Origin of the sequence: Luteimonas aquatica, assembly GCF_022662575.1 — a bacterium.
GTDB classification, from domain to species: Bacteria; Pseudomonadota; Gammaproteobacteria; order Xanthomonadales; family Xanthomonadaceae; genus Luteimonas; species Luteimonas aquatica.
In genome coordinates, this window is sequence record NZ_JALBFU010000001.1 from 1 (window position 1) to 23754 (window position 23754).

Below are 23754 nucleotides of genomic sequence, written 5' to 3' on the forward strand. Positions count from 1 at the left end.
GGGAACCACATCGCGATCCGCGATCGCGCCGACGATGCCGCACATGGGGGATGTCCTGCTTGGGGGAGCGGCGAGTGTAGGCGGTGGACGATGACAGCGATGCGCGCGAGGCGCGTGCGGGGCCGGGCGTATGTGCGTTTCGTGATCCCGATGCGCATCGCTCGCGACGCCCGTCGCAGCCGGCCGGCTGCCGCGCGTTCAGTTCCGGGCGTCGGGGTGGCTGCTGGGCGTTTCTCGCGTCTCGCCCTGAGCGACGGCTTGCCGTTACAGTGGCGCCTGTCGCCGTATCCGTCGCCCCGATGAGCAAGCCCACGCCGAAATCCGCCGCCAGAACCCGCACCGCCTACGTCTGCGGCGAGTGCGGCGCCGAGTACAGCAAGTGGCAAGGGCAGTGCGGCGAATGCGGGGCCTGGAACTCCCTGAGCGAGGTCGCCCTCGGCCGCGCCAGCGAGGCGCCGGCCGCGCGGCGCGCGGGCTGGGCCGGCAAGGTCGATGCGCCGCGGGTGACCGCGCTCAAGGACGTGCGCCACAGCGAGGAAGCGCGGGTATCGACCGGCATCGGCGAGTTCGATCGCGTGCTCGGCGGCGGCCTGGTCGAGGGCGCCGTGGTGCTGGTGGGGGGCGATCCCGGGATCGGCAAGTCGACGCTGCTGTTGCAGGCGCTGGCGTTGATGGGAGGCGTGCTGCCCGGCCTCTATGTCACGGGCGAGGAGTCTCTGGCCCAGGTCGCCGGCCGCGCGGCACGGCTCGGCCTGCCGCTCGACGGGCTGAGCGCGCTGGCCGAAACCGGCATCGAGCGCATCCTCGAGCACGCCTCGGCGCTGCGTCCCAAACTGATCGTCGCCGATTCCGTGCAGACGCTGTGGACCGAATCGCTGACCGCCGCGCCCGGGTCGGTCAGCCAGGTGCGCGAATCCGCCGCGCGCCTGGTGCGCTACGCCAAGGAAACGGGCACGGCGGTGTTCCTGGTCGGGCACGTCACCAAGGAGGGCGGCATCGCAGGTCCCCGCGTGCTCGAGCACATGGTCGATGCCGTGCTGTATTTCGAGGGCGACAGCGGCAGCCGCTTCCGCGTGCTGCGCGCCTTCAAGAACCGCTTCGGCGCGGTCAACGAGCTGGGCGTGTTCGCGATGGGCGACAAGGGGCTGCGCGAGGTGCCCAATCCTTCGGCGATCTTCCTCTCCGGCGGCAACGGGCCGCAGCCCGGCAGCTGCGTGATGGTCACGCGCGAGGGCACCAGGCCCTTGCTGGTGGAAGTGCAGGCGCTGGTGGACGCCTCGCCATTGTCGAATCCGCGCCGCGTCGCGGTCGGCCTGGAGCAGAACCGCCTGGCCATGCTGCTGGCGGTGCTGCATCGCCACGGCGGCGTGGCGGTCGGCGACCAGGACGTGTTCGTCAACGTCGTGGGCGGCATCCGCGTGCAGGAGACGGCCGCCGACCTGCCGGTGCTGCTGTCGGTGCTTTCTTCGCTGCGCGACCGCCCGCTGGCGGAGAAGACCATCGCCTTCGGCGAGGTCGGCCTGAGCGGCGAGATCCGCCCGGTGCCCAACGGCGAGGAGCGCCTGAAGGAGGCGGCCACGCACGGTTTCCTGCGCGCGATCGTGCCCAAGGCCAACGCGCCGAAGGCGGGCAGCTACAAGGGCATGGAAGTGGTGGCGGTGGAGCGCCTGGCGGATGCGATCGACGCCGCGCGTTGAAGCATCCGCGCTGGCGCCGATTGACCGCATCGGCGTCGCAAGGCTTCGCGGGAGCGCGCCGGGAAATGCGTTTCGTCCGCCGCGCCGGCATCGCGGCACGGCTGGAGGGCGGCCTAGCGTGAAGGCGCGGGCGAGGGCACCGTCTGCGCCGATGGCACGGGGACGGCTTTTTCGTCGACCGGCAGGCCGAAGTCGGCGCGCCGCTCGCGGAGGAACTGGGGCATCGGCGGCCGTTTCAGTCCCTTGTCCAGGACGAATTGCTGGCACTTGACCTGCCACTGGCCCATGCGCGGCTGCACCGGCAGCCAGAAGATGGATTCCAGGATCGGCATGCGTCCGCGATCGGCGTCCCACTGCTTGCCCGGCGGTTTGTTCAGCCGCAATGCCGGGTTGCCGCCCTGTTGCAGCAGCCAGTAGACCTTGTCGAAATCGCCCAGCGACGAGTACCAGCTCATCAGGCTGTCGAAGCCGAGGTTGACGTCGGAATTGGTGCCGGACATGTCCCGCGACAGGCTCCGATCGATGTGCGCGCCCCGCTGCACCAGCAACTGCACGTTCTGCCAGCGGTTTTGCAGGAAGGCGGCGTACGTCAGAGGTTCGTAGTTGGTGCTGAGCGTGTTGGGATCGCCGCCGTGGTCGAGCAGCATGCGCAGGTAGCGCGGGTCCTCCTCCCTGGCGGCGAGCACCATGGCATTGTTGCGTGGCCTGCCGTCGGCCGCGTACTGGCGCGCGTTGGGGTCCGCTCCGGCCTCGAGCAGCAGGCGCAGGCCTTCCGGATCGCGGGCGAGGACCGGCCATGCCACCAGCGGCATGCCATTGGCGGTGAAGGTCCGGTCGGGATCGATGCCTTCCTGTCGGACCAGTCGCTGGATTTCGTCGGTTTTCCGCTTTTCGACCGCACGTATCAGGCGCTGGGCGGGCTCGTCGAAGTCGTGGGCCGCGTTCCAGCCGCCGGGAGCGGGCGGTGCCGACGGTTGCGCCGAACAGGCCGTCAGGGTGCCCAGCAGCAGCGCGAGGGCGAAGGCTTGGAAGTGGTGGGCTGTCATCCCGCATCCCCTTGATCGGCTGGCGTCAATGTAGCAGCCATTGACAGGGCCGCCACCCCGGTGGCAGCTTGGAATGGACGCTGCCCAGGGGAAGGAGCTGCCGTGACGGAACCGACCGAGGACATGCTGGTGGGGTCGCCGGCGCCGCGAACTCCGGAGGAGAAGACGCGGCTGCTGACGCAGCAACGCGAGTTCGTGGGCATGTTCCGCGAGCAGGCCAGGGTCCAGGGCGACCCCGGCCTGGCCGAGCGCGCGGACGGGTTGCAGCGGCAGTATCACGCCCGGGAGATCGGCGGGCTGGCCACCGACGTCTACGACGCCGCCGAACACCGCGGCGCGCCGCCGGTCGGCTGGCTGCGCGCCAGCGAGCATCCCGAGCTGCTGCGCCAGCGCTACGGCATGACGCTCGATGACAATGCCATCAGGAGCATGCTGCAACCCGGCGATTCGGCCTTCCGCGCAGAAATCTACATCCCGGACCCCGCCGTGATGGGCACGGATGCGCGGCCGGTGCTGGCCTTCAAGGGCTCCAACGGGCCGGTGGTCGCCAACGAGAACGGACAGACGGTGGTGCGCCGTTCCGAGACGCAGGATTGGGTGACCAACGGTCGCCAGGGCCTGGGGCTGGAAACCGACTATTACAACCGGGCGATGGGCGTGGCCAGCACGCTGCAGTTTGGCGGCATGGGCAGGAATTTCGAGATCACCGGCCACTCCCTCGGCGGCGGCATGGCTTCGGCTGCGGCGGCGGTGACCGGCGCGCCGACCATCACCTTCAACGCTTCCGGGCTGCATCCGGCCACCGCGCAGCGCTACGCGCAGCAGCACGGCGTCGGCCTGCACGACACCGGCGGCGCCGTGACCGCGTACCAGGTCTCCGGCGAAGTGCTGACCGACGCGCAGACCGGCATGCAGCGCATGGACGCCGCGCGCCGGCAGCAACTCAACGACGTGGCCAGCCAGGCCGCCTCGATGGCGCAGCTGCCCGGTGCGCGCGAGCTGCTCGACAGCCAGCTTCGCCAGCAACTGCCGTATAGCGAAACCGCCCGCCAGGAGGCCGCCGACCTGGTGACGCAGCTCGCCAGTCCGGCCGGACAGCAGGGCCTGCGCAACATGCCCGTGGCGGCCGGCCACGCGCAGCCGCTGCTCACGCCGATGATGTGGCAGGACAACCGGCTGGTGGACCGTCCGCAGGAAATGGCGCTGAGCGAAGTGGCGCAGTTCGGCAGGCCGCTGCTGGACGTCGCCTCTGCCGCGATGAGCGGCGCGCGCGCGGGACGCACGCTCGGCGAGGGCGTCGCGGCCACCGGCGATCTCGCCGGCCGCGGCCTGGATCTGGTGGGCGACGGCCATCGCGCCGGCCTGCAGGTCACCGGCATGGTGGGACAGGCCGGCGCGCAGACCGTCGGGCAGATCGCCGGGATGCAGGTGCGTGCCGGCGGCGAAGTGGCGGCGCAGGTGCGGCTGGTGGGCGGAGACCTGGCCGCCGGCGTGGACATGGCGCAGTGCGTCTCGGCGCGCTGGAGCAATGCCACCACCAATGCGCTGTTGCGCGGCGCCGGCCGCTGGGTGCCGGCCTTGCGCGATCTCGCCGACGCGCGCGATCAAGAGACCGCGCTGTATTGCCAGGAGCAGATGCGGCAGGCCGGCACCGAGCTCGCGTCCGCGCGCACCTCGGCGCAGGACATCCGCAGCACCGCCGGCCAGGGCGCGGCGGCCATCGAACGCGTCACCGTGGAGGCCGGCGCCGACTTCCGTCGCGGCGCGGACCGTGCCGGCGAGGCCGCGAACGCCGCTTTCGACGCCGCCGGCGAGCGCGTGCAGCGGACCACCGCGATGGCGCCGACGGTGGGCGCGGCCGGCGGCGCGCTGTTGGGCACCGCGGTCGGCGTGGCCGCCACGCACAACCCGAGCACGCCCGAAGGCGTGCGCAACATCGTGGAAAGCGGCATCTTCTTCGGCAACGGGCCGGGCGGCGCCGGCGAGGCGGTGCAACGCCACCTGATGCGCGAGACGGTGCTGCCGAGCATGGACTTCCGCACCCGCGAGATGGAGGCCGAGGCGCTGCAGCGCATGCGCGGACAGCAGCGCGGCGACCATGCCGCGCTGCTGGACGATCCGGGCAATCCGCGCCATTCGACCTTCCGCAGCGCCAGCGACGGCGTGCACCGGCTGGACGCGAGCTTCAACCGCCCGTCCGACCAGCGCAGCGAGCAGCTGGCGGGCGCGTTGACGGTGGAGATGGCGCGCTCCGGCCTTGACCAGGCCTCGCATGTCCTGCCCAGCCGCGACGGCCGGCTCACCTTCGCGGTGCAGGGGGCGCTGGACGATCCGGGGCATCGCCGCGTCAGCGTCGAGACCGCCGTGGCGATGACCACGCCGTTGGCCGACAGCAGCCGGCGCGTGGCCGAGATCGATGCCGCGCGCGGCAACGAACAGTCGCAAACGCAGGTGCTGGCGATGGCCGAACCCGAACGCGGGCGCGCGGCGCCGAGCATGGGCTGACCGCGGGTCCCTGCGCGGATGTATTGCCGTCGCAGCCAGGAAAAAGGGCCGGAAGAACCGGCCCTTTTTTCATGCGCCGCCGCCTCAGTGCCCGCCGGCTGCCGCCGCGCCGGCCTTGGCCACGAACGGCGGCTTGGCAATCCAGACGAAGGCGATCACCACCAGGAAGATGATGCCGAGCAGGTGGAAGATCTCGTTGAAGCCGATTTGCGTGGCCTGCTGGATGATCATGCGGTCCAGCAGCATCGCGCCGCGCTGCAGGTCGCCGCGTCCCAGTGCGGCCACGGTCTCCTGCATCGAGGGATCGTAGGCGCCGATATGTTCGGTGAGCTGCGCATGGTGGACGGTGGTGCGGTTGTTCCAGGCCCAGGTAGTGAGCGAGGCCGAGAAGCTGCCGCCCAGGGTGCGCACGAACGTGGCCAGGCCGGAGCCTGCCGCAATTTCGCGCGGTTCCAGGTCCGACAGCAGGATGGTCAATACCGGCATGAAGAACAGCGCCACGCCCAGGCCCTGCAGCAGCTGCACCTCGGCGACGTGCTGGAAGTCCACGTCGAGGTTGAAGGCGCTGCGCAGGAAGCTGGTGGCGGCCATCACCACGAACGCGAACGAGGCGAGGACGCGCAGGTCGAAGCGCATCGCGTACTTGCCCACCAACGGCGTCAGCAGCACCGGCAGGATGCCCAGCGGCGCGGTGGCGAAGCCGGCCCAGATGGCGGTGTAGCCGAGGTTGCGCTGCAGCCACAGCGGCACCAGCAGGCCGACCGCGAAGAAGGCCGAGTAGGCGACCACCATCGCCGCCGTGCCGCTGGCGAAGTTGCGGTGGCGGAACAGGCGCAGGTTGACGATCGGGTCCTTCTCGGTGAGCTCCCAGATCACGAAGAAGGTCAGCGCGATCACCGAGACGATCGCCAGCACCACGATGCGGGTGGAGTTGAACCAGTCGTCGTCGTTGCCGAGGTCGAGCAGGGTCTGCAGGGCGCCGACGCCGATGATCAGCGAGATCAGGCCGGCATAGTCCATCTTCGGCTTCTCGAGGATTTCCGGGCGGCCGCGCAGCTGGCTGGCCACCACGGTGCTGGCGAAGATGCCGATGGGAATGTTGATGAAGAAGATCCATTCCCAGCTGTAGTTGTCGGTGATCCACCCGCCGAGGATCGGGCCGGCGATCGGCGCCACCACCGTCACCATCGCCAGCAAGGCGATGGCCTGGCCGCGTTTGTGCGGCGGATACAGCGAGATCAGCAGCGCCTGCGTCACCGGGTACATCGGGCCGGCGACGAAGCCCTGCAGGGCGCGCGCGGCCACCAGCATCCCCATGCTCTCGGCCAGGCCGCACAGCAGCGAGGCGATCGAGAAGGCCAGCGTGGCCCAGACGAACAGCTTCAGCTCGCCGAAGCGGCGGGTGAAGTAGCCGGTCAGCGGCAGCGCGATGGCGTTGCTGACGGCGAAGGAGGTCACCACCCAGGTCGCCTGGTCGGCGCTGGCGCCGAGGTTGCCGGCGATGGTCGGCAGCGACACGTTGGCGATGGTGAGGTCGAGCACCTGCATGAACGAGGCCAGCGCCAGACCGATCGTGGTCAGCGCCATGTTCGGCGGGCGGAACCCGGCCTGCGGTGCGGCGGCGGAGGCTGTTGCGGACATGGGGGAGTCCTAGGCTGCGGGGTCAGGCGTCTTCTGCGCGCTGCGCGGGAGGGCAGGGGCCTCGATCGGTTCGCATCGCGCGGGATCGAAGGCGCGCCGGCCTCTCCCCGCGCGCGGGAAGAGACGTCGCCTACTGCTTGCCGGGCAGGTTCTGCTCGATGATGCCGGTGATCAGCGCGTTGGCGTCGGCCAGCTGCTTGGCGTAGGCCTGCGTGGCGAACAGCGGCTTCGACGACTGCTTGGCGGCGGCGAGCACCGGGCCGTCCTGATCGCGGACCGACACGTCCACGCTCATGCTCAGGCCGATGCGCAGCGGATGCTCGGCCAGCTGCCTGGGATCGATCTCGATGCGCACCGGCACGCGCTGCACGATCTTGATCCAGTTGCCGCTGGCGTTCTGCGCCGGCAGCAGCGAGAACGCCGAGCCGGTGCCGAGGCCCAGGCTGGCGACCTTGCCGTCGTACTTCACGTCGTCGCCGTAGAGGTCGGCGTGCAGCTCCACCGGCTGGCCCAGGCGCATGTTGCCGAGCTGGGTTTCCTTGAAGTTGGCTTCGACCCAGACCTGCTCGAGCGGCACGATCGTCATCAGCGTGGCGCCGGGCTGCACGCGCTGGCCAAGCTGCACCTGGCGCTTGGCGACGTAGCCGGAGACCGGGGCGACGATCGCCGAGCGCTGCAGGTTGAGATAGGCCTGGCGCAGCTGCGAGGCGGCGGCCTCGACCTGCGGCTGCTTGCTGAGGGTGGTGGCGTCGACCAGGGCGCGGCTGCGCGAGAGCTGTCCGCGCGAGGAGGACAGCGCCGCCTCGGCCGAGGCGAGCATGTCGCGGGCATGCGCGAGCTCCTCGCGCGAGACCGCGCCGCTGGCGACCAGTCCCTCGCGGCGCTTCACGTCCGCGCGCGCCTGTTCCACTGCGACCTGGCGTGCCTGCAGCTCGGCCTGTCCGGCGTCGACGCTGCTGTACAGGCCGCGCACCTGGCGCACGGTGTTGGCGAGGTTGGCGATGGACTGGTCATAGGCGACCTGGGCGTCGTTCGGATCCAGGTGCACCAGCGGCTGGCCGGCTTCGACCTTCATGCCGTCGTCGGCGTCGATGCTGATCACCGTGCCGGCGGTCTGCGGCACGATGCTGACGATGTTGCCTTGCACGTAGGCGTCGTCGGTGTCCTGGTACCAGCGCGCGTACAGCAGGTAGTAGGCCAGCCAGCCGAGGCCGGCCGCGATCACGACGAAGGCCAGGATCAGCAAGGCGCGTCGGCGCTTGCCGTTCTTCGGCGCGGCCGGTGCGGCCGCGGCTGCGGAAGCTTGCGGATTGGGTTCGGTGGTCATGGCGTGGAGGCCTTGGCAAGATCTTTGGAGGAGGAGTCGGCGTCCGCCGCTGCGGGGCCGGCGAGTTCGAGACCGCCGCCGAGCGCGCGGTCGAGATCGACCGTGGCGGCGTAGCGCGGCGCGCGCAGCGCGGTCAGTTGCTGGTCGAGCTGCAGCAGCGGGCGCTGCGCGCCCAGCACGTCGAGCTGGGTGCCGAGGCCGGCGCGGTAGCGCGTATCGGCCAGTTTCCAGGCCGCTTGCGCGGCGTCGCGCGCCTGCGTGACGGAGGCGAGCTGCGCGTCGAGCGATCGCGCGCTCTGCACCGCGTCGGTGACCTCGTGCAGCGCGCCGACCAGCGCCTGGTTGTAGTTGGCGACGGCGAGGTCGTATTGCGCATCGCTCGCGGCCAGGTTGCCGCGCAGGCGGCCGCCGTCGAAGATCGGCAGGCTGATGGCGGGGCCGCCTAGGCCGAGCAGGGCGTCGCTGCCGAACAGGTCGGACAGGCCCGAGGAGGCCAGGCCGACGATCGCGTTGAGATTGATGCTGGGCTTGAAGGAAGCCTTGGCGGCATCGATACCGCGGCTGGCCGCTTCCACGCGCCAGCGCGCGGCGACCACGTCGGCGCGGTGGCCGAGCAGCTCGCTGGGCAGCACCTGCGGCACGGCCGGCGTGGGCGCGTCCAGCAATTGCGGGCGCGCGATGTCGAGGCCGCGATCGGGGCCCTTGCCGAGCAGCGCGGCCAGGCCGTTGCGCAGCGCGTCGATCTGCTGCTGCGCGGCCTGCGCCTGCTGCCTGGCCGAGGCGATGGTGCTTTCGGCCTGGCGCAGCTGCAACTGGTTGTCGAGGCCGGCCTTCACGCGCTGCTGGCTCAGGTCGAACAGGTGTGAGGCGCGCTTGTCCTCGCGCTGGGCGACGTCGAGCGCGTCGAAGGCCTGCGCCAGCGAGATGTAGGCGCGCGCGACGTTGGAGGACAGCGTCAGCCGCGCGGCCTGCGCGTCGATCTGCGCGGCGCGCGCCAGGCCGACCTCGGCCTCGTACTGCGCGCGCTTGCCGCCCCACAGGTCCAGCGGCCACTTGAAGTTGAGCATCAGCACGGTGCTGCCCATGTACTCGCCGCCGATCGGCGGCGGGGCCAGGGTCTCCGGCAGCTGCACGCCCGAGTACTGCGCGCTGCCGCCCAGCGTGGGCTTGCGTTCGGCATTGGCGAGCTGGACCTGCGCCTGCGCCTGGCGCAGGCGCGCGTCGGCGGCGGCCAGCGACGGGCTGTCCTTGAGCGCTTCGCCGATCAGGGCGTCGAGCTGCGGATCGCCGAGCGCGGTCCACCAGTCGCGGGTGGGGAAGGCCGCATCGGTGAAGCGGAACCCATCCAGGCTGCGCGAGGTCGCCAGTTCGTCGGCCTGGGTCAGCTTGCCCTCCGGGGCGAGCCCGTGGGTGCTGGCGCAGCCGGCCAGCAGCGCTCCGCTCAGGAGCAGCGCCGCGGCGAGGGCGGAACGGGGGGAGGTGGAAGCAATCTTGGGCATCGTTCAATCACCCGTGGGGGAGAGGTTGTCGCGCACGCGCTCGAGCAGATGGATCAGGCGCGCGCGCTCGTCGTCGGATAGGCCGGTGAGCGCGTGCTCGCGCACCCGCTCGCCGCACTTCTCGATATCGCGCCAGATCCTCACCCCGGCGTCGGTGAGGTAGATGTGCAGGGCGCGGCGGTCGGCCGGATCGGCGGTGCGGGTGACCAGCCGTTTGGTCTCGAGCTTGTCCAGCAGCCGGGTCATCGCGCCCGGGTTGAGCTCGGCGCTGCGCGCCAGCTCGGTCACGCTGGTCGCGCCGATCGCCAGTTTCTTGATGGTCACGTACTGGCTGAAGGTCAGGTCGTGACCGGCCAGGGCCAGTTCGTGCTCCATCCGGGCCCAGATCCCGTCGCGCAATTGGCGGATCAGCAGGCCGAGGGTCGAGCCCGAATGGGCGGGGGTCGCGGGGGAGCCGGCGGCGTTCATGGCGCGGCATGTTGCTGCTCTGCGCAATATTTGTCAATGCAAATATTGTTTCAGCAACGGAATGCCGCGTTGCAGCAGGTGCTTCCGGCGGGCTCCCGGCCGCCCATCGGCTATTTGCCGGGTTTTTCGCCCTCCTGGCGCAGCCGGATACTTTGCCGGAGGTCCCCGATGTCGCCTGAACGCCCGTGGACGCCGACGATGCGGTCGACCGGCAAGGCCGGCGGGCCGGCGATCAGTGCCGCCAGTTCACCGGCGCCCTCGAAGGCGGCCGGGGTCGGGCCGACCTCGGGCAGATAGAACAGATCGCCCTGGAACAGGGTACGCGAGGCGGGCGCATAGGCCACCAGCATGCTCGAGGCGTGGCTGCTCGCCAGGGCGCGGACCTGAAGCGTGCGCCCGCCCAGGTCGAGCTCGGCGACATCCTTCACTTCGCGCAGCTTGCGCGGGGCCGCCGCGCCGAGCTGGCGCCGCAGCGCCGCGCCCGCGCCGACGCCGGTCACGACCTCGACGCCGTCCTTGAGGTAGGCGGGCAATCCGGCCACGTGGTCGCCGTGCGGATGCGAGACCACGACATAGGCGATGCGCCGGCCGGGCACGGTCTTCTCGATCATCGCCTTGACCTGTCCGGCTTCCTCCGCGTCGATGGAAGCGTCGAAGACGGCCACCGCGCGTTCGCCCGCGACGAAGCCGGTGTGGTAGCCCGAAGGCGCGCCGTCGATGCGGTAGGCGCCGTTGCCGAGGTCGGTGGCGCGCAGCGGCCCGCGATCGGCGCGTTCGCGGTAGCCCTCGGGGAGGCGGAAGGCATCGGCCGCGGGTGCCGGCAGGGCATGCGCGCTGACTTCGTTCCAGCGCGCGGCCACTGCCTCGCCGTTATAGACGGTGACATGGGCCGGCTGCAGCAGCTGCCCCTGCTGCCGGTACCGCGCGTAGACGTAGCGGCGTTTGCCCGAGGTGGCCGACTCGATGCGGCCGGAGTCGGCATCCAGGACCAGGACGACGGGATGATCGACGGCGTCCTGGTAGCGCAATTCGATGCGCCGCGCCGCGTCCGGGCCGGAGGCGGCCCGCGCGACGGGATTGCGCGCCAAGGCGTCGCGCAGCAGCAGCGCCGGCGACAGGAACAGCAGGTCGGCGTAGTCCCCGCGCGCGGAGGCCGCATCCTCGCGTTCGATCTCGACGCCGTCGCGCCATTGCAGCTCGTCGATGGTGGCCGAGCCCGCGGGCGAGCCGACCCCCAGGAACCCGAACACGATCCCGCCCGGATAGCGCGAGCGCGTGCGCAGCCGGAAGCGCCCCTCGTCGGCCAGCACCACGGTCTGCTCGGCGGCGACCTCGGCGAAGGCGGCCGTCGCTTCGCGCGCCTGCTCGGGCCGGTAGGTGCTGCCGCGCATGCGCAGTTCCATCGCCGTCGTGCCGGGCGGCAGGGCGAGCTGTCGCTTGGCCTGCGCGAGCGCCGCTTCGGCGGGCGCGGGCGCGCCATCCGCGGCCGAGGCTGCGCCGTCGAACGCCGCCGCCCCGAACAATCCGACGATCGCCAGCATGGGTCCGGCGACCGTGAGAATCCTGCTGCGCATGATCGCTGCCCCTGGGCGTCGAGCCCTGTCCGAAAGGAAAGGCCGGATGCTGCATGGCCGCGGCGCGCCGCGCACGTGCGGAAAGTGATGGGCGTGCGTGCCGCCGGTCGCTTTCAGATGCGACGCAGGACCAGTTCGAGCACGAACTTGCTGCCGAAGAAGGCCAGCACCAGCAGCGCCATCGCGGCCAGGGTCCAGCGCACCGCCAGCGCGCCGCGCCAGCCGTAGCGCCAGCGCCCGAACAGCAGGGCGCCGAAGGCCAGCCACGACAGCACGCTGAGCACGGTCTTGTGGATCAGGTGCTGGGCGAACAGGTCCTGCACGAACAGCAGGCCGGTGAGCAGCGTCGCGGTGAGCAGCACGAAGCCGACCGCGATGGTGCGGAACAGCAGCATCTCCAGCTCGGTCAGCGGCGGCAGCGCACGCAGCCAGCCGTGGAATTCGCGCCGGCGCAGCGCGCGTTCCTGCGCCCAGAGCATGATCGCCAGCAGCGCCGCGATCGCCAGCGTGGCGTAGGCGAGCAGGGCGCACCAGGCATGCAGCTGCAGCCGCCAGTCCAGGCCCTCGGCCGGGTGGTGCCCGTACCAGGCGTAGCCGGCCAGCATCGCGGCGGCGATCGGGAAGACCACCACGCCCAGCGCGGCGGTGCCGCCGCGCGTGCCCACGAGCAGGGTCAGCAGCGACATGCCCAGGGTGACCAGCGACAGCGCCGAGAAGAAATGCATGTCGGTGCCGCCGGCCTGGCGCCAGGCCAGCAGGTGGAACGCGCCGTGCGCGGCCAGCGCCGCCAACGCCGGCAGCAGCCACAGGCGCGAGCGCCGCTCGCCGCCGCGGGCGACGCCGCGCACCAGCAGCAGCGCCGCGAGCAGGTAGGCCACGACGGCGATGAGAACGATTGTCATCTGGTCAGTGTCGCACACGCCATCGGGCACGGGAACTGGCGATGCCGCGAAAGTTCGAGTCCTCTCCTGGGCACCGAACCGCGGCCCCCGTCGGTGTCGTCGCCTTCGGCGGGCTGCTTGCCGCGTGCGGTCAGAGGGTCTCGACCCGGGCGCCGCGCAGCGCCGGCCGCAGCTGTCCCGGCCAGTCGCGGTCGTTGGCCACCTGCGCCCGGGCGCGCGAGGCATCCAGCGCGGCGAAATCGAGATCGGCATAGGCCCAGACCGCGTCGCCGCGCGTGCGCGCCAGCACGCCGTCGTCGGGCAGGCCGCGATCCATCGGCGCGTAGACCGTCGCCTCGCCGGTATTGGCGTCCAGCGCCGGGCTCCACTCGGCGACGCCGGCGGTCACCGCCTGGGCGATGAAGCAGCGATTCTCCAGCGCGCGCGCCAGGCAACCCACGCGCACGCGGGTGGCCCCGGCCTCGGTGTCGGTGCAGCTGGGTACGGCGATCAGCCGCGCGCCGGCCTCGCACTGCGCGCGCACCGGCAGCGGGAATTCGCTGTCGTAGCAGACCGCGATGCCGGCGCGCATGCCGCCGACGTCGAATACCTTCAGCGCGTCGCCGCCTTCGATCACGCCTGCCTGCTTCTCGAAGCCGGTGAGCTGCAGCTTGTCCTGGAAGGCGTGACCGCCCCCCGGCGCGAACCAGTAGGCGCGGTTGCGGTAGCGGCCCTCGCCGGCCTCCAGCAGGAAGCTGCCGGCCTGCACGTGCAAGCGCAGGCGCTGCGCCAGGCCGGAGAACAGTGTCATCCAGCGCGCATGCAGCGGCTGCAGCGCCGCCAGCGAGGCGCGGAAGTCGCCACGCGTGCGCGCGTCGAAGGTCGCGCCCAGTTCCAGCGCCAGGTACTCGGGCAGGATCGCCACGCGCGCGCCGTTCGCCGCGGCCTCTTCCAGCAGTCGCGCCTGCGTGGCGGCGAACGCGTCGAAGTCGCGGGGCGCCTGGATCGGATACTTGGCGACGGAGACTCTCATGGCGCGGCCTCCAGCGCGCGCAGCCAGAAGGTCAGCGGTTTTTCGCTTTCGCCTTCCTCGCCGATCTCGCGCCAGGCCAGGCGCATGGTCATGCCGTGCTGGCGCCGGTAGCCGCGCGCCTGCCAGAAGGCGTCGTTGTCGCGATGCCCGGACGGCCGGCGCGGATCGTCCGCGGCGCGGTCCACGGCGGCGAAGGCGGCGTGGCGGAAACGGCCGAGCGCGCGCGCATGCGCCTCGCGTTCGTCGAAAAAGCAATGCCCGACGCCCAGGCCGCGGTATTCGGGCAGCAGCACGGATTCGCCGAAATAGAACACGTCCTCGGCGGACATGCCGCGCGCGAGAAACGGCTGCCGGAACGTTTCGCCCTCATGCGCCAACGGGACCCCCGTGGAAGCGCCGACGACCCGCCCGCCGTCGAAGGCCAGCACGAACAGGCTGTCCGGCGACTGCGCATACGTCGCCAGATAGCGCTCCTCGTAGGCGGGGTCGCCGTCGTACAGGTACGGGTAGTCGCGGAAGACGGCGATGCGCAGCCGCGCCACCGCGCCCAGGTGCCCGGCGACCTCGGAGCCTCGGAAGCGGTCGATGCGCGGCGCGGCGGAAACGCTCATGCGGCGATTATGCCGAGATCTGCGCGATCCAGTCCTGCAGGTTGTAGTAGTTGGTGACGCGGGCGATCTTGCCGTCGCGGATCTCGAAGAAGGCGCCGCCCGGCAGCACGTAGCGCTGCCCATGCGCCGGCGGCAGCCCCTCGTCGCCGACCTTGTAGGTGCCGTGCACCACGTACTCGGCGCCCGCGCGCGCGCCGTCCTCGGACACCATCACCACGATGTCGCGCAACTGCTCGGCGTAGCTGCGGTCCATGCGGGCGAGGAAGGCGCGGAACGCATCGATGCCGACCTGGCGCTCGCCCTGGTTGAGGTCGTGGGCCACGTCTTCGGTCAGGCAGGCGAGCATCGCCTCCCAGTCGGCGCGGTTGAAGGCCTGGTAATAGCGGTGGATCAACTCGGCGGTGGCGCTCACGGCAGCTCTCGGTAAATAGTGGGGGGGAGTATACACCGCGGCGGTCATTGAGCCTGTGCAGCTATACTTTTGCGAGTTTGCCTCTCATTGCGACGATATATGTTCGAATCCCTTACCCAGCGCCTGTCCGGCACCATCGAACGCCTGCGCGGCCGCGGCCGGCTCACCGAGGACAACATCCGCGAGGCCACGCGCGAGGTGCGCATCGCCCTGCTGGAGGCCGACGTGGCGCTGCCGGTGGTGCAGGCGCTGATCGAGCGCATCAAGGTGCGCGCGGTGGGGCAGGAGGTGCTCAAGAGCCTCACGCCCGGCCAGGCCCTGATCAAGGTGGTGCGCGACGAGCTGACCGCGGTGATGGGATCGGCGGCCAGCGACCTGAACCTGAACGTGCCGGCGCCGGCGGTGATCCTGATGGCCGGCCTGCAGGGCGCGGGCAAGACCACCACGGTCGCCAAGCTGGCCAAGCACCTGCGCGAAAAGCGCAAGAAGAAGGTGATGGTGGTGTCGGCCGACGTCTACCGGCCGGCCGCGATCGAGCAGCTGAAGACGCTGGCCGAGCAGGTGGACGTGCTGTTCTTCCCGTCCAGCGCCGAGCAGAAGCCCGAGGCCATCGTCCGTGCCGCGATCGACGACGCCAGGAAGTCCTTCGCCGACGTGCTGATCGTCGACACCGCCGGTCGCCTGGCCATCGACGAGGCGATGATGGCCGAGATCAAGGCGCTGCACGCCGCGGTCAAGCCGGTCGAGACCCTGTTCGTGGTCGATGCGATGACCGGCCAGGACGCGGCCAACACCGCCAAGGCCTTCGCCGAGGCGTTGCCGCTGACCGGCGTGGTGCTCACCAAGACCGACGGCGACGCCCGCGGCGGCGCCGCGCTCTCGGTGCGCTACGTCACCGGGCGGCCGATCAAGTTCATCGGCGTGGGCGAGAAGCCCGACGGCCTGGACGTGTTCCATCCCGACCGCGTCGCCAGCCGCATCCTGGACATGGGCGACGTGCTCTCGCTGGTGGAGCAGGTCGAGCAGCAGGTCGACAAGGACAAGGCGCAGAAGCTCGCCGAGAAGGTGGCCAAGGGCAAGAAGTTCGACTTGAACGACATGCGCGACCAGCTCGAGCAGATGCAGAACATGGGCGGCATCACCGGCCTGATGGACAAGCTGCCGGGCATGGGACAGATTCCCGAGGCGGTGAAGAACCAGGTCACCGGCAAGGAAGTGCCGCGCCTGATCGCGATCATCAATTCCATGACCAAGAAGGAGCGCCGCAACCCGGCGCTGCTCAACGGTTCGCGCCGCGCGCGCATCGCACAGGGCTCGGGCACCACCCCGGCCGACGTCAACCGCCTGATGAAGCAGTACATGCAGATGGAAAAGGTGATGGGCAAGCTCGGCCGCGGCGGCATGAAGGGCATGCTGCGCGGCATGCGCGGGATGATGGGCGGCGGGATGCCGTTCCGCTGAGCGCGCCGGCCGCGATCCGGCAAGTCCGAGCCATGCCTTCGCCGCGCGCCCGAGCCGCCGATTTCTGCGCCCGCTTCGGCGTGCGCGTGCCGCTGCTGCTGGGGCCGATGGCCGGGACGAGCCCGGTCGCGCTGTCGGCGGCCGTCGCCGACGCCGGCGGCATGGGCGCGCTGGGCGCGCTGCCGATGGCGCCGGCGCAGATCGCGGCCTGGATGCGGGAGTTTCGCGCGCGCAGCGCGGGACCCTGCCAGATCAACCTCTGGATTCCCGATCCCGCGCCGCGGCGCGACGCCGCGGCCGAAGCCGCGATGCGCGCCTTCCTCGGCGCGTGGGGGCCGGCGGTCGCCGAGGACGCGGGCGATGCGCGGCTGCAGGACTTCGCGGCGCAATGCGAGGCGATCCTGGAGGCGCGCCCCGCCGCGATGTCCTCAATCATGGGCGTGTTTCCCGCCGATGTCGCCGCGCGCGCCAGGAAGGCGGGCATCGCCTGGTTCGCGTGCGCGACCACCCTGGAGGAAGCCATGCGCGCCGAGGCCGCCGGTGCCGACGCCATCGTCGCGCAGGGCTTCGAGGCCGGCGGCCATCGCGGCGCCTTCGACGCCGCCGACGCCGAGCACCAGGCCACCGGACTGTTCGCGCTGCTGCCGCGCCTGGCCGATCGGCTGCGCGTGCCGGTGATCGCCGCCGGCGGCATCGCCGACGGCCGCGGCGTGGCCGCGGCGCTGGCGCTGGGGGCCAGCGCGGTGCAGATCGGGACCGGCTTGCTGCGCACGCCGGAGGCGGCGATCCCGTCGAGCTGGGCCGACGCCATCGCCGCCGCCGAACCGCACGACACCTGGCCCACGCGCGCCTTCTCCGGGCGGCTGGGCCGTTCGCTGGCCACCGATTACGTACGCGCGGCCGCGGCCGGGAATGCGCCGCCGCCGGCCGCCTACCCGGTGCAGCGCGGGCTGACCGCCGCGATGCGCGAGGCCGCCACGCGGGCGGACGACGTTTCGCGCATGCAGGCCTGGGCCGGGCAGTCGGCATGGCTGGCGCCCGCGCTGCCGGCCGCGCAATGCCTGGCGCAGTGGTGGGACGAAGCCGAGGCCTTGCTGGGCGCATGACGGCGATGTTCTGCAACGGCCTGCCGGCCACGAGCGAGGATCTGCGCGCCCTGGCGCTGCGCAACTACGGCCACTTCACCGTCATGCAGGTGCGCGGCGGCGCGGCGCAGGGGCTGCATGCCCATCTGGCGCGGCTGCAGGCGGCCACGCGCGAGCTCTTCGGCGCCGAGCTGGAGGCCGGACGCATCGTGGCCGAGCTGCGCCATGCGCTGGCCGCCGCCGGCATGGGCGACTGCTCGGTCCGGATCACCGTGTTCTCCCGCGAGTTCGACATCGACGATCCGGCGCGTGCGATCGGCCTGGACGTACTGATCGCCCTGGCGCCGCCGTCGACGGCCGGCGGCGCGCCGCTGCGGGTGAAGAGCTACCGCCACGAGCGCACGCTGCCGCACATCAAGCATGCGGGGACCCTGCCGCTGTTCCATTTCCGGCGCCAGGCGCGGCTGGCCGGCTACGACGACGCCCTGTTCGTCGATGCGGCGGGGCGGATCAGCGAGGGCTCGATCTGGAACGTCGGCTTCTGGGACGGTGCCCGCGTGGTCTGGCCGCAGGCCCCGGCGCTGCACGGCATCATGCAGCAGTTGCTGGAGGCCGGCCTGCGGGAGACGGGCGTGGCGCAGGTCCGCAGGGAGATCGGCCTGGGCGATCTGCCAGGGTTCCAAGCGGCGTTCGCCAGCTATTCCCGGGGGATCCATCCGCTGGCGGCCGTCGACGGGGTCGCCTTCGAGGGCGGGGCGGGGCTGCCCGAGCGCCTGGCGCGGGCCCTGGCGACGCAGCCCTGGGAACCTGTCTGAACCGGCGGGCCGGCGGTTCCCCATAACCGGCTGAATGCCTTATACTTTCTGGCTTACCTCGCCGTCCTGGCGACTGGGCAACACAGGAAAGCTCCTCTCATGGTCAAAATTCGCCTCACCCGTGGCGGCGCCAAGAAGCGCCCGTTCTACCACATCATCGTCACCGACCAGCGCAGCGCGCGCGACGGCCGCAACATCGAGCGCGTGGGTTACTACAACCCCGTCGCCGCCGGCAACGAACAGCGCGTCGTGCTGGACATCGCCCGCGTCGACCATTGGGTCGGGCAGGGCGCCCAGCTGACCGACAAGGTCCGCAACCTCTACAAGGAAGCGGCCAAGGCCGCCGCAGCCGCTCCCGCAGCGGCAGCCTGACGCCCGCGGCCGCGCCCGGCGCGGCTGCCCGTCCATCGCTGGATTCCGCGACGTGCCCGCCGCTGTCGGGCCCGTTCCGATCGACGTGATGCTCCGATGAGCACGATGCCTCGTTGAACAGGATGCTTGTATGGGCATGATCCTGATGGGCAAGATCCACGGCGCGTTCGGCGTGCGCGGCGAGCTCAAGCTCGAGTCCTTCACCGAGCCGCAGCGGGCCATCTTCCGCTACCAGCCCTGGACCCTGCGCGACGCGCAGGGGCGCGAGCGTGCGCTGGCTGACGCGCGCGGACGCGAGACCGCCAAGGGACTGGTCGCGACCTTTCCCGGCGTGGAAGACCGCGACACGGCCGAGGCGCTGCGCGGCACCGAGGTCTGGGTGCCGCGCTCGGCGCTGCCGCCGCCCAAGCCCGGCGAGTACTACTGGGTCGACCTGGAAGGACTGCGGGTGGTGAACAGCGAGGGCGCCGATTTCGGCACGGTCTCGCACCTGTTCTCCACCGGCGTGAACGACGTCCTGGTCGCGCGCGGCGAGCGCGAACGCATGATTCCCTTCGTCGAACCGGACTACGTGGTCTCGGTGGACTTCGAGGCCGGCGTGGTGACGGTGGACTGGGACGCGGATTTCTGAGGCCGGGCGGCGCCGCACCGGCGCAATGGATCAAGCACAATGGGGTCCGGCTTTCGTCGGCGACGACGGGAGCCGCCATCGCGTCCTCCATCCCCGAACCCGGCTTCCATGCGCATCGATCTCGTCAGCCTGTTCCCCGAATTCGTCGCCCAGCTCGCCGGCCACGGCGTGGTCGGGCGTGCGCAGGAGCGGGGGCTGCTGAGCCTGCACGGCTGGAACCCGCGCGATCACGCCGAGGGCAACTACCGGCGCGTCGACGACCGCCCCTTCGGCGGAGGCCCCGGCATGGTAATGCTGATCGACCCGCTGCGCGCCGCCCTGCAGGCCGCGCGCGCGGCCGACCCGCGCCCGGTGGCGACGATCTACCTCAGCCCGCAGGGCCGGCCGCTGACCCAGGCCAAGGTCCGCGAACTGGCCGCGCGCGAGCGGCTGCTGCTGCTGTGCGGCCGCTACGAGGGCGTCGACGAGCGCCTGGTCGCGGCCGAGGTGGACGAGGAGGTGTCGATCGGCGACTACGTGCTGTCCGGCGGCGAGCTGGCCGCGGCGGTGGTGGTGGATGCCGTGGCCCGGCTGCAGGAGGGCGCCCTGAGCGATGCCGAATCGGCCGCCCAGGACAGCTTCGAGGACGGCCTACTGGACTGCCCGCACTACACCCGGCCGGTGGAGCACGCGCTGGGGGCGGTCCCGGAAGTGCTGCTGTCCGGCAACCACGCCCAGATCGCCCGCTGGCGCCGCCAGCAGGCCCTGGGCCGGACCTGGGCCCGGCGGCCGGACCTGCTGGACGAGGCCGGCCTGTCGCCGGCCGACCGCCGGTTGCTGGAGGCCTACAAGGCCGAAACCGGCTGAACGGGCGCGGGGCAAGGGGGGATTCGCCGCCAGGGCCTTGGAAAGATGCGGTAACTGCTTGCCGCATAAAGAAAAATGCCGTTATAATTCGCGGCTTCGTTCCACCCAAGCCATGACGCGGGTCCACGTGCACTCGCGCAACAACCGCCGCCTGCCCCCGGCAGACGGACTTCGATAACAACAGGCAAATACAACCCGGACTCGTGCCATGAACAAGCCATCGATCCACACGCTGCTGCAGAACTTCGAAACCGAACAGGTGCAGCGCAAGCTCCCGGACTTCGGTCCCGGCGATACCGTCGTCGTCAACGTCAAGGTGAAGGAAGGCAACCGCGAACGCGTGCAGGCCTACGAAGGCGTGGTGATCGGCAAGAAGAACGCGGGCCTCAACTCCGCCTTCACCGTGCGCAAGATCTCGCACGGCTACGGCGTCGAGCGCGTCTTCCAGACCCACAGCGCCGCCATCGATTCGGTGCAGGTCAAGCGCCGCGGCGACGTGCGCTCGGGCAAGCTGTACTATCTGCGCGGCCTGGAAGGCAAGAAGGCGCGCATCAAGGAAGACCTGGCCGCCCACGCCAAGGCGAAGGCCGCCGCCGCTGCCGCCGCCGAGTAATCGGCACGCAAGCTGTCCGCCCGGAAGGCCGCCGCGAGGCGGCCTTTCGCGTTTGCGGCGATACGATCCATGACGGTTCGACTCAAGACGACACGATCCAAGACGACACGATCCAAAAAAGGAGACGCGGCATGGAACGATTTACCGGCGGTTGCCTGTGCGGCGGCGTGCGCATCGTGGCCTCGGGACGCCCGTACCGGGTCGGGCTTTGCCATTGCCTGGACTGCCGCAAGCATCATGGCGCGCTCTTCCAGGCCTCCGCGATCTTTCCCCAGGATGCGGTCGCGATCGAGGGCGAGACGCGCGACTACGCCGGACGGTTCTTCTGCCCGCGCTGCGGTTCGTCCGTGTTCGCGCGCACGGGCGACGAAGTCGAGGTGAACCTCGGCTCCCTGGATGCGCCCGACCAGCTGCGGCCGACCTATGAAAGCTGGACCGTCCGCCGCGAATCCTGGCTGCCGGCGTTTGCGCTCGCGAAACGGTACGAGCGCGACCGCGACGCCTCGGGCCGGTTCGAGGAATAGGCCGTCCGCCGCCAATCCCCTGGCGGGAGAAGGCGCGCGCAGACGCGCCGGCTTGGTCTTGCGCGCCGAGCAGGCGCCATGCAATGCCGGTATCGTGCGCCCTCGTACCCGAAGGCGATCAACGCATGAAAACGCGCCAGCTCGTGTCGTCCGGTTCTCCTCTGGAACCCGAGATCGGTTTCAGCCGCGCCGTGCGCGTCGGTTCCCACCTGGCCGTGGCGGGGACCGCGCCCATCGGTGCCGACGGGCGCGCCGCCCATCCGGGCGATGTGTATGCCCAGACCAGGTTGTGCCTGGAGATCGCCGCGCGCGCCATCGAGGAGGCCGGGGGCGACCTTTCCCAGGTGGTCCGCACCCGCATCATGCTGACCGACATCGAGCGTTGGCGCGAGGCGGCGCGCGCGCACGGCGAACTGTTCGGCTCGATCCGCCCGGCCTGCACCTTCGTGCAGGTGGGGCGCTTCATCGACCCGGAATGGCTGGTCGAGATCGAGGCCGATTGCGTGGTTGCTTCGCAACCGGAAAACGACGCCGCCCGATAGGACATTCGCTACGCGGATGTTCCGGTCCGCCCGCCGGATGCCTCGATCCGCGGCGCGGGGTCGGCGACGGGCGAAGGCGGCTGCGCCGGCACTTCCGAGGGCGTCGCCATCCGGTCGCCGGCCGGCGCCAGCATGCGCGCCTGCCGCCAGCCGCCCCACTTGTAGTAGGCCAGCGCCATCAGCATCGAGCAGATCGAGCTGACCGGGAAGCTCCACCAGATCGCGTCGGCGCCCAGGTACGGCTGCAGCAGCAGCGCGAACGGCACGCGGATGCCCCACAGTGCCCCGGCCAGGATCAGCAGCGGCGGCAGCACCGCACCGGTGGCGCGCACTACGCCCGAGACCACGAAGGTCACGCCGAAGAACAGGAAGGACCAGACCGCGATGTGGTTGAGGTGGCGCGCGTTGGCCAGCGCGCCGCTGGCCTCGGGCAGGAACAGCGACAGCGTGGCATGGTCGAACAGCACGATCGGCAGGATCAGCACGCCGGTGAGCAGGAAATTGAACGCGATGCCGGTGCGCGCGGTGGCGTTGACGCGCCCCCATTGCCGCGCGCCGACGTTCTGCGCGGCCATCGACGAGCATGCCGCGCCGATCGCCATGGCCGGCATCTGCACGTAGGTCCACAGCTGCAGCGCCGCCCCGTAGGCGGAGGTGGTGTCGACGCCGTAGCCGTTGACCATGCTGATCATCATGATCATCGACAGCGAGATCAGGATCATCTGCACGCCCATCGGCACGCCCTTGACGATCAGCGCGCGCAGGATCGCGCGGTCGGGCACGTAGACGGCCTTCTCGTGGCGGCTGATCCACAGCGGATGCCGGCGATGGCGCAGCCACAGGATCATCGCCGCCAGGCTCACGGCGTTCGCGATCAGGGTGGCGGTGGCCGAGCCCGCGATGCCCAGTTCCGGGAATGGGCCGATGCCGAAGATCAGCAGCGGGTTGAACACGATGTCCAGCAGCACGACCAGCAGCAGGAACGCGAACGGCGTCCGCGTGTCGCCGGCGCCGCGCAGGATTGCCGAGAGGAAGGCGAACATGTACAGGAGCGGCGTGGCCAGGAAGACGATGCGCAGGTAGTCCTCGGCCAGCGGCAGCGCATCGCGCGGCGTGTGCATCCAGACCAGGACGTGGCGCGCCAGCGGCATGCCGATCAGCGCCACCGCGATCGAGACGCCGAGGAAGAAGGTGGCGCTGGTGCCGATCACGCGCTTGGCCTGGGCCGGGTCCCTGGCGCCCATCGCCTGGCCGACCAGGATGGTGGCGGCCATGCCGACGCCGAAGATCGCGCCGATCAGGAAGAACATGATGTTGTTGGCGTTGGCCGTCGCGGTGAGCGCCTGTTCGCCGAGAAAGCGCCCGACCCAGACGGCGTTGACCGAGCCGTTGAGCGATTGCAGCACGTTCCCGGCCAGGATCGGCAGCGCGAACAGGAACAGGGTGGAGCCGATCGGGCCCTGGGTAAGATCGCGGGGAGCTTTCATCGGCGGCATGATGCCAGAGCGAATCGCGGGTTTTCCGCGCCGGCCGCGCGGCATGTGGGTGGCGATTAACCTGGATTGATGGATAATGTTCGCAACGGGGAAGAAAAGCCGAGCGCTTTTTCATTGCTGCCGGTGCGCCATTCGGCGGCCTCTTTCCGAATGCCTTTCCTTGCGCGTCCTTCCAGTCAGGATCGGGACAGCGACTTCGCGGAGAGGCGATGCCGGCGGCGCTACACTATGCCATCGCAGTGGAATCCTCCCAACGCGGAACGACCATGGAAGACGCTTCGGGCGCCTCCGAAGTCAGGCTCGACGTCTGGCTCTGGGCCGCGCGCTTCTTCAAGACCCGCAGCCTGGCCAAGCAGGCGATCGAAACCGGCAAGATCGAGGTGGGCGGACAGCGCGCCAAGCCCTCGCGCGGCGTGCGCCCGGGCGATGCGCTGCGCATCGCGCGCGGCGAGGAGACGTTCGTCGTCGAGGTGCTGGGGTTGAGCGATGCGCGCGGCCCCGCCAGCCGGGCGCAGGCGCTGTACCGGGAGTCGGAGGCCTCGCGCGCCGAGCGCGAGAACCGGCGCGCCGAATTGCGCGCTGCCCGCGCGGGCTACCAGCCGCCGGACACCAAGCCGGACAAGCGCGCGCGGCGGCTGATCCGTGCGCTGGGCGATATCGATGCGGCCTGAGCGG

General features: G+C 70.8%; 23 protein-coding genes. 12 read left to right on the forward strand and 11 right to left on the reverse strand.

Annotated features, from left to right (window positions below; translation table 11 throughout):
• Positions 1 to 299: 299 nt before the first annotated feature.
• Entirely contained in the window at positions 300 to 1697 is a 1398-nt protein-coding gene (radA, locus tag MD221_RS00005) for a DNA repair protein RadA (RefSeq protein WP_242106790.1), read from the forward strand.
• 113 nt (positions 1698 to 1810) lie between these two features.
• Here the strand turns inward: radA and MD221_RS00010 are convergent, their stop codons facing one another.
• Positions 1811 to 2743, reverse strand: coding sequence for an ankyrin repeat domain-containing protein (locus tag MD221_RS00010; RefSeq protein ID WP_242106791.1), 933 nt, complete (start codon positions 2741 to 2743; stop codon positions 1811 to 1813).
• Between the two features lie 102 nt (positions 2744 to 2845).
• On the opposite strand from MD221_RS00010, the gene MD221_RS00015 reads away from it, so the two are divergent.
• The gene (locus tag MD221_RS00015; RefSeq protein WP_242106792.1) at positions 2846 to 5248 is read left to right on the forward strand and encodes a Tle-like phospholipase domain-containing protein; all 2403 of its coding nucleotides are present in this window, start codon (positions 2846 to 2848) and stop codon (positions 5246 to 5248) included.
• An 84-nt stretch (positions 5249 to 5332) separates the two neighbouring features.
• Here MD221_RS00015 and MD221_RS00020 read toward each other — a convergent pair whose 3' ends face one another.
• The 9 genes from MD221_RS00020 to MD221_RS00060 form a co-directional block, all read right to left on the reverse strand.
• Complete coding sequence (locus MD221_RS00020; protein WP_242106793.1) at positions 5333 to 6889, reverse strand: DHA2 family efflux MFS transporter permease subunit; 1557 nt, start codon at positions 6887 to 6889, stop codon at positions 5333 to 5335.
• A gap of 130 nt (positions 6890 to 7019) precedes the next feature.
• Positions 7020 to 8216, reverse strand: coding sequence for an HlyD/EmrA/EmrK family protein (locus tag MD221_RS00025; protein ID WP_242106794.1), 1197 nt, complete (start codon positions 8214 to 8216; stop codon positions 7020 to 7022).
• A complete protein-coding gene (locus MD221_RS00030) occupies positions 8213 to 9715 on the reverse strand; it encodes an efflux transporter outer membrane subunit (protein WP_242106795.1) in 1503 nt (500 codons plus the stop codon). Before MD221_RS00030 ends, MD221_RS00025 begins: the two co-directional genes overlap by 4 nt.
• Positions 9716 to 9718: 3 nt before the next feature.
• Positions 9719 to 10090 (reverse strand): MarR family winged helix-turn-helix transcriptional regulator, encoded by a 372-nt coding sequence (locus MD221_RS00035; RefSeq protein WP_242106796.1) that lies wholly within the window; start codon positions 10088 to 10090, stop codon positions 9719 to 9721.
• A gap of 203 nt (positions 10091 to 10293) precedes the next feature.
• Positions 10294 to 11757 carry an MBL fold metallo-hydrolase gene (locus MD221_RS00040; protein ID WP_242106797.1) on the reverse strand — a complete coding sequence of 488 codons (1464 nt, stop codon included), beginning with the start codon at positions 11755 to 11757 and terminating at the stop codon, positions 10294 to 10296.
• A gap of 113 nt (positions 11758 to 11870) precedes the next feature.
• Positions 11871 to 12659, reverse strand: a complete 789-nt coding sequence (locus MD221_RS00045; protein ID WP_242106799.1) for a cytochrome C assembly family protein — start codon at positions 12657 to 12659, stop codon at positions 11871 to 11873.
• A gap of 130 nt (positions 12660 to 12789) precedes the next feature.
• Positions 12790 to 13671, reverse strand: a complete 882-nt coding sequence (locus MD221_RS00050) for a carbon-nitrogen hydrolase family protein (RefSeq protein WP_242106802.1) — start codon at positions 13669 to 13671, stop codon at positions 12790 to 12792.
• A complete protein-coding gene (locus tag MD221_RS00055; protein ID WP_242106804.1) occupies positions 13668 to 14282 on the reverse strand; it encodes a GNAT family N-acetyltransferase in 615 nt (204 codons plus the stop codon). The genes MD221_RS00050 and MD221_RS00055 overlap by 4 nt, the downstream gene beginning before the upstream one ends.
• Positions 14283 to 14289: 7 nt before the next feature.
• Positions 14290 to 14694 (reverse strand): ketosteroid isomerase-related protein, encoded by a 405-nt coding sequence (locus MD221_RS00060; protein ID WP_242106805.1) that lies wholly within the window; start codon positions 14692 to 14694, stop codon positions 14290 to 14292.
• Between the two features lie 99 nt (positions 14695 to 14793).
• Here MD221_RS00060 and ffh point away from each other — a divergent pair, with 99 nt between their 5' ends.
• From ffh to MD221_RS00105, 9 genes are all read left to right on the forward strand, one after another.
• A complete protein-coding gene (ffh, locus tag MD221_RS00065; protein ID WP_242106808.1) occupies positions 14794 to 16155 on the forward strand; it encodes a signal recognition particle protein in 1362 nt (453 codons plus the stop codon).
• Positions 16156 to 16187: 32 nt separating this feature from the next.
• On the forward strand, positions 16188 to 17261 hold the full coding sequence (locus MD221_RS00070; RefSeq protein WP_242106810.1) for an NAD(P)H-dependent flavin oxidoreductase: 1074 nt from the start codon (positions 16188 to 16190) through the stop codon (positions 17259 to 17261).
• Positions 17258 to 18055, forward strand: a complete 798-nt coding sequence (locus tag MD221_RS00075) for an aminotransferase class IV family protein (RefSeq protein WP_242106813.1) — start codon at positions 17258 to 17260, stop codon at positions 18053 to 18055. Before MD221_RS00070 ends, MD221_RS00075 begins: the two co-directional genes overlap by 4 nt.
• A 99-nt stretch (positions 18056 to 18154) precedes the next feature.
• A complete protein-coding gene (rpsP, locus tag MD221_RS00080; protein WP_242106815.1) occupies positions 18155 to 18427 on the forward strand; it encodes a 30S ribosomal protein S16 in 273 nt (90 codons plus the stop codon).
• 130 nt (positions 18428 to 18557) lie between these two features.
• Complete coding sequence (gene rimM, locus MD221_RS00085) at positions 18558 to 19058, forward strand: ribosome maturation factor RimM (protein WP_242106817.1); 501 nt, start codon at positions 18558 to 18560, stop codon at positions 19056 to 19058.
• Positions 19059 to 19166: 108 nt separating this feature from the next.
• A complete protein-coding gene (trmD, locus tag MD221_RS00090; protein WP_242106819.1) occupies positions 19167 to 19904 on the forward strand; it encodes a tRNA (guanosine(37)-N1)-methyltransferase TrmD in 738 nt (245 codons plus the stop codon).
• 208 nt (positions 19905 to 20112) lie between these two features.
• Positions 20113 to 20517, forward strand: coding sequence for a 50S ribosomal protein L19 (gene rplS, locus MD221_RS00095; protein ID WP_242106821.1), 405 nt, complete (start codon positions 20113 to 20115; stop codon positions 20515 to 20517).
• 131 nt (positions 20518 to 20648) lie between these two features.
• Positions 20649 to 21041 carry a GFA family protein gene (locus MD221_RS00100; RefSeq protein WP_242106823.1) on the forward strand — a complete coding sequence of 131 codons (393 nt, stop codon included), beginning with the start codon at positions 20649 to 20651 and terminating at the stop codon, positions 21039 to 21041.
• Between the two features lie 125 nt (positions 21042 to 21166).
• Positions 21167 to 21583, forward strand: a complete 417-nt coding sequence (locus tag MD221_RS00105; RefSeq protein WP_242106824.1) for a RidA family protein — start codon at positions 21167 to 21169, stop codon at positions 21581 to 21583.
• A gap of 8 nt (positions 21584 to 21591) precedes the next feature.
• Here the strand turns inward: MD221_RS00105 and MD221_RS00110 are convergent, their stop codons facing one another.
• A complete protein-coding gene (locus MD221_RS00110; protein ID WP_242106825.1) occupies positions 21592 to 23070 on the reverse strand; it encodes an MATE family efflux transporter in 1479 nt (492 codons plus the stop codon).
• A 275-nt stretch (positions 23071 to 23345) separates the two neighbouring features.
• On the opposite strand from MD221_RS00110, the gene MD221_RS00115 reads away from it, so the two are divergent.
• Positions 23346 to 23750: an RNA-binding S4 domain-containing protein gene (locus MD221_RS00115; RefSeq protein WP_242106826.1), complete on the forward strand. Its 405-nt coding sequence runs from the start codon at positions 23346 to 23348 to the stop codon at positions 23748 to 23750.
• The last annotated feature ends 4 nt before the right edge of the window (positions 23751 to 23754 follow it).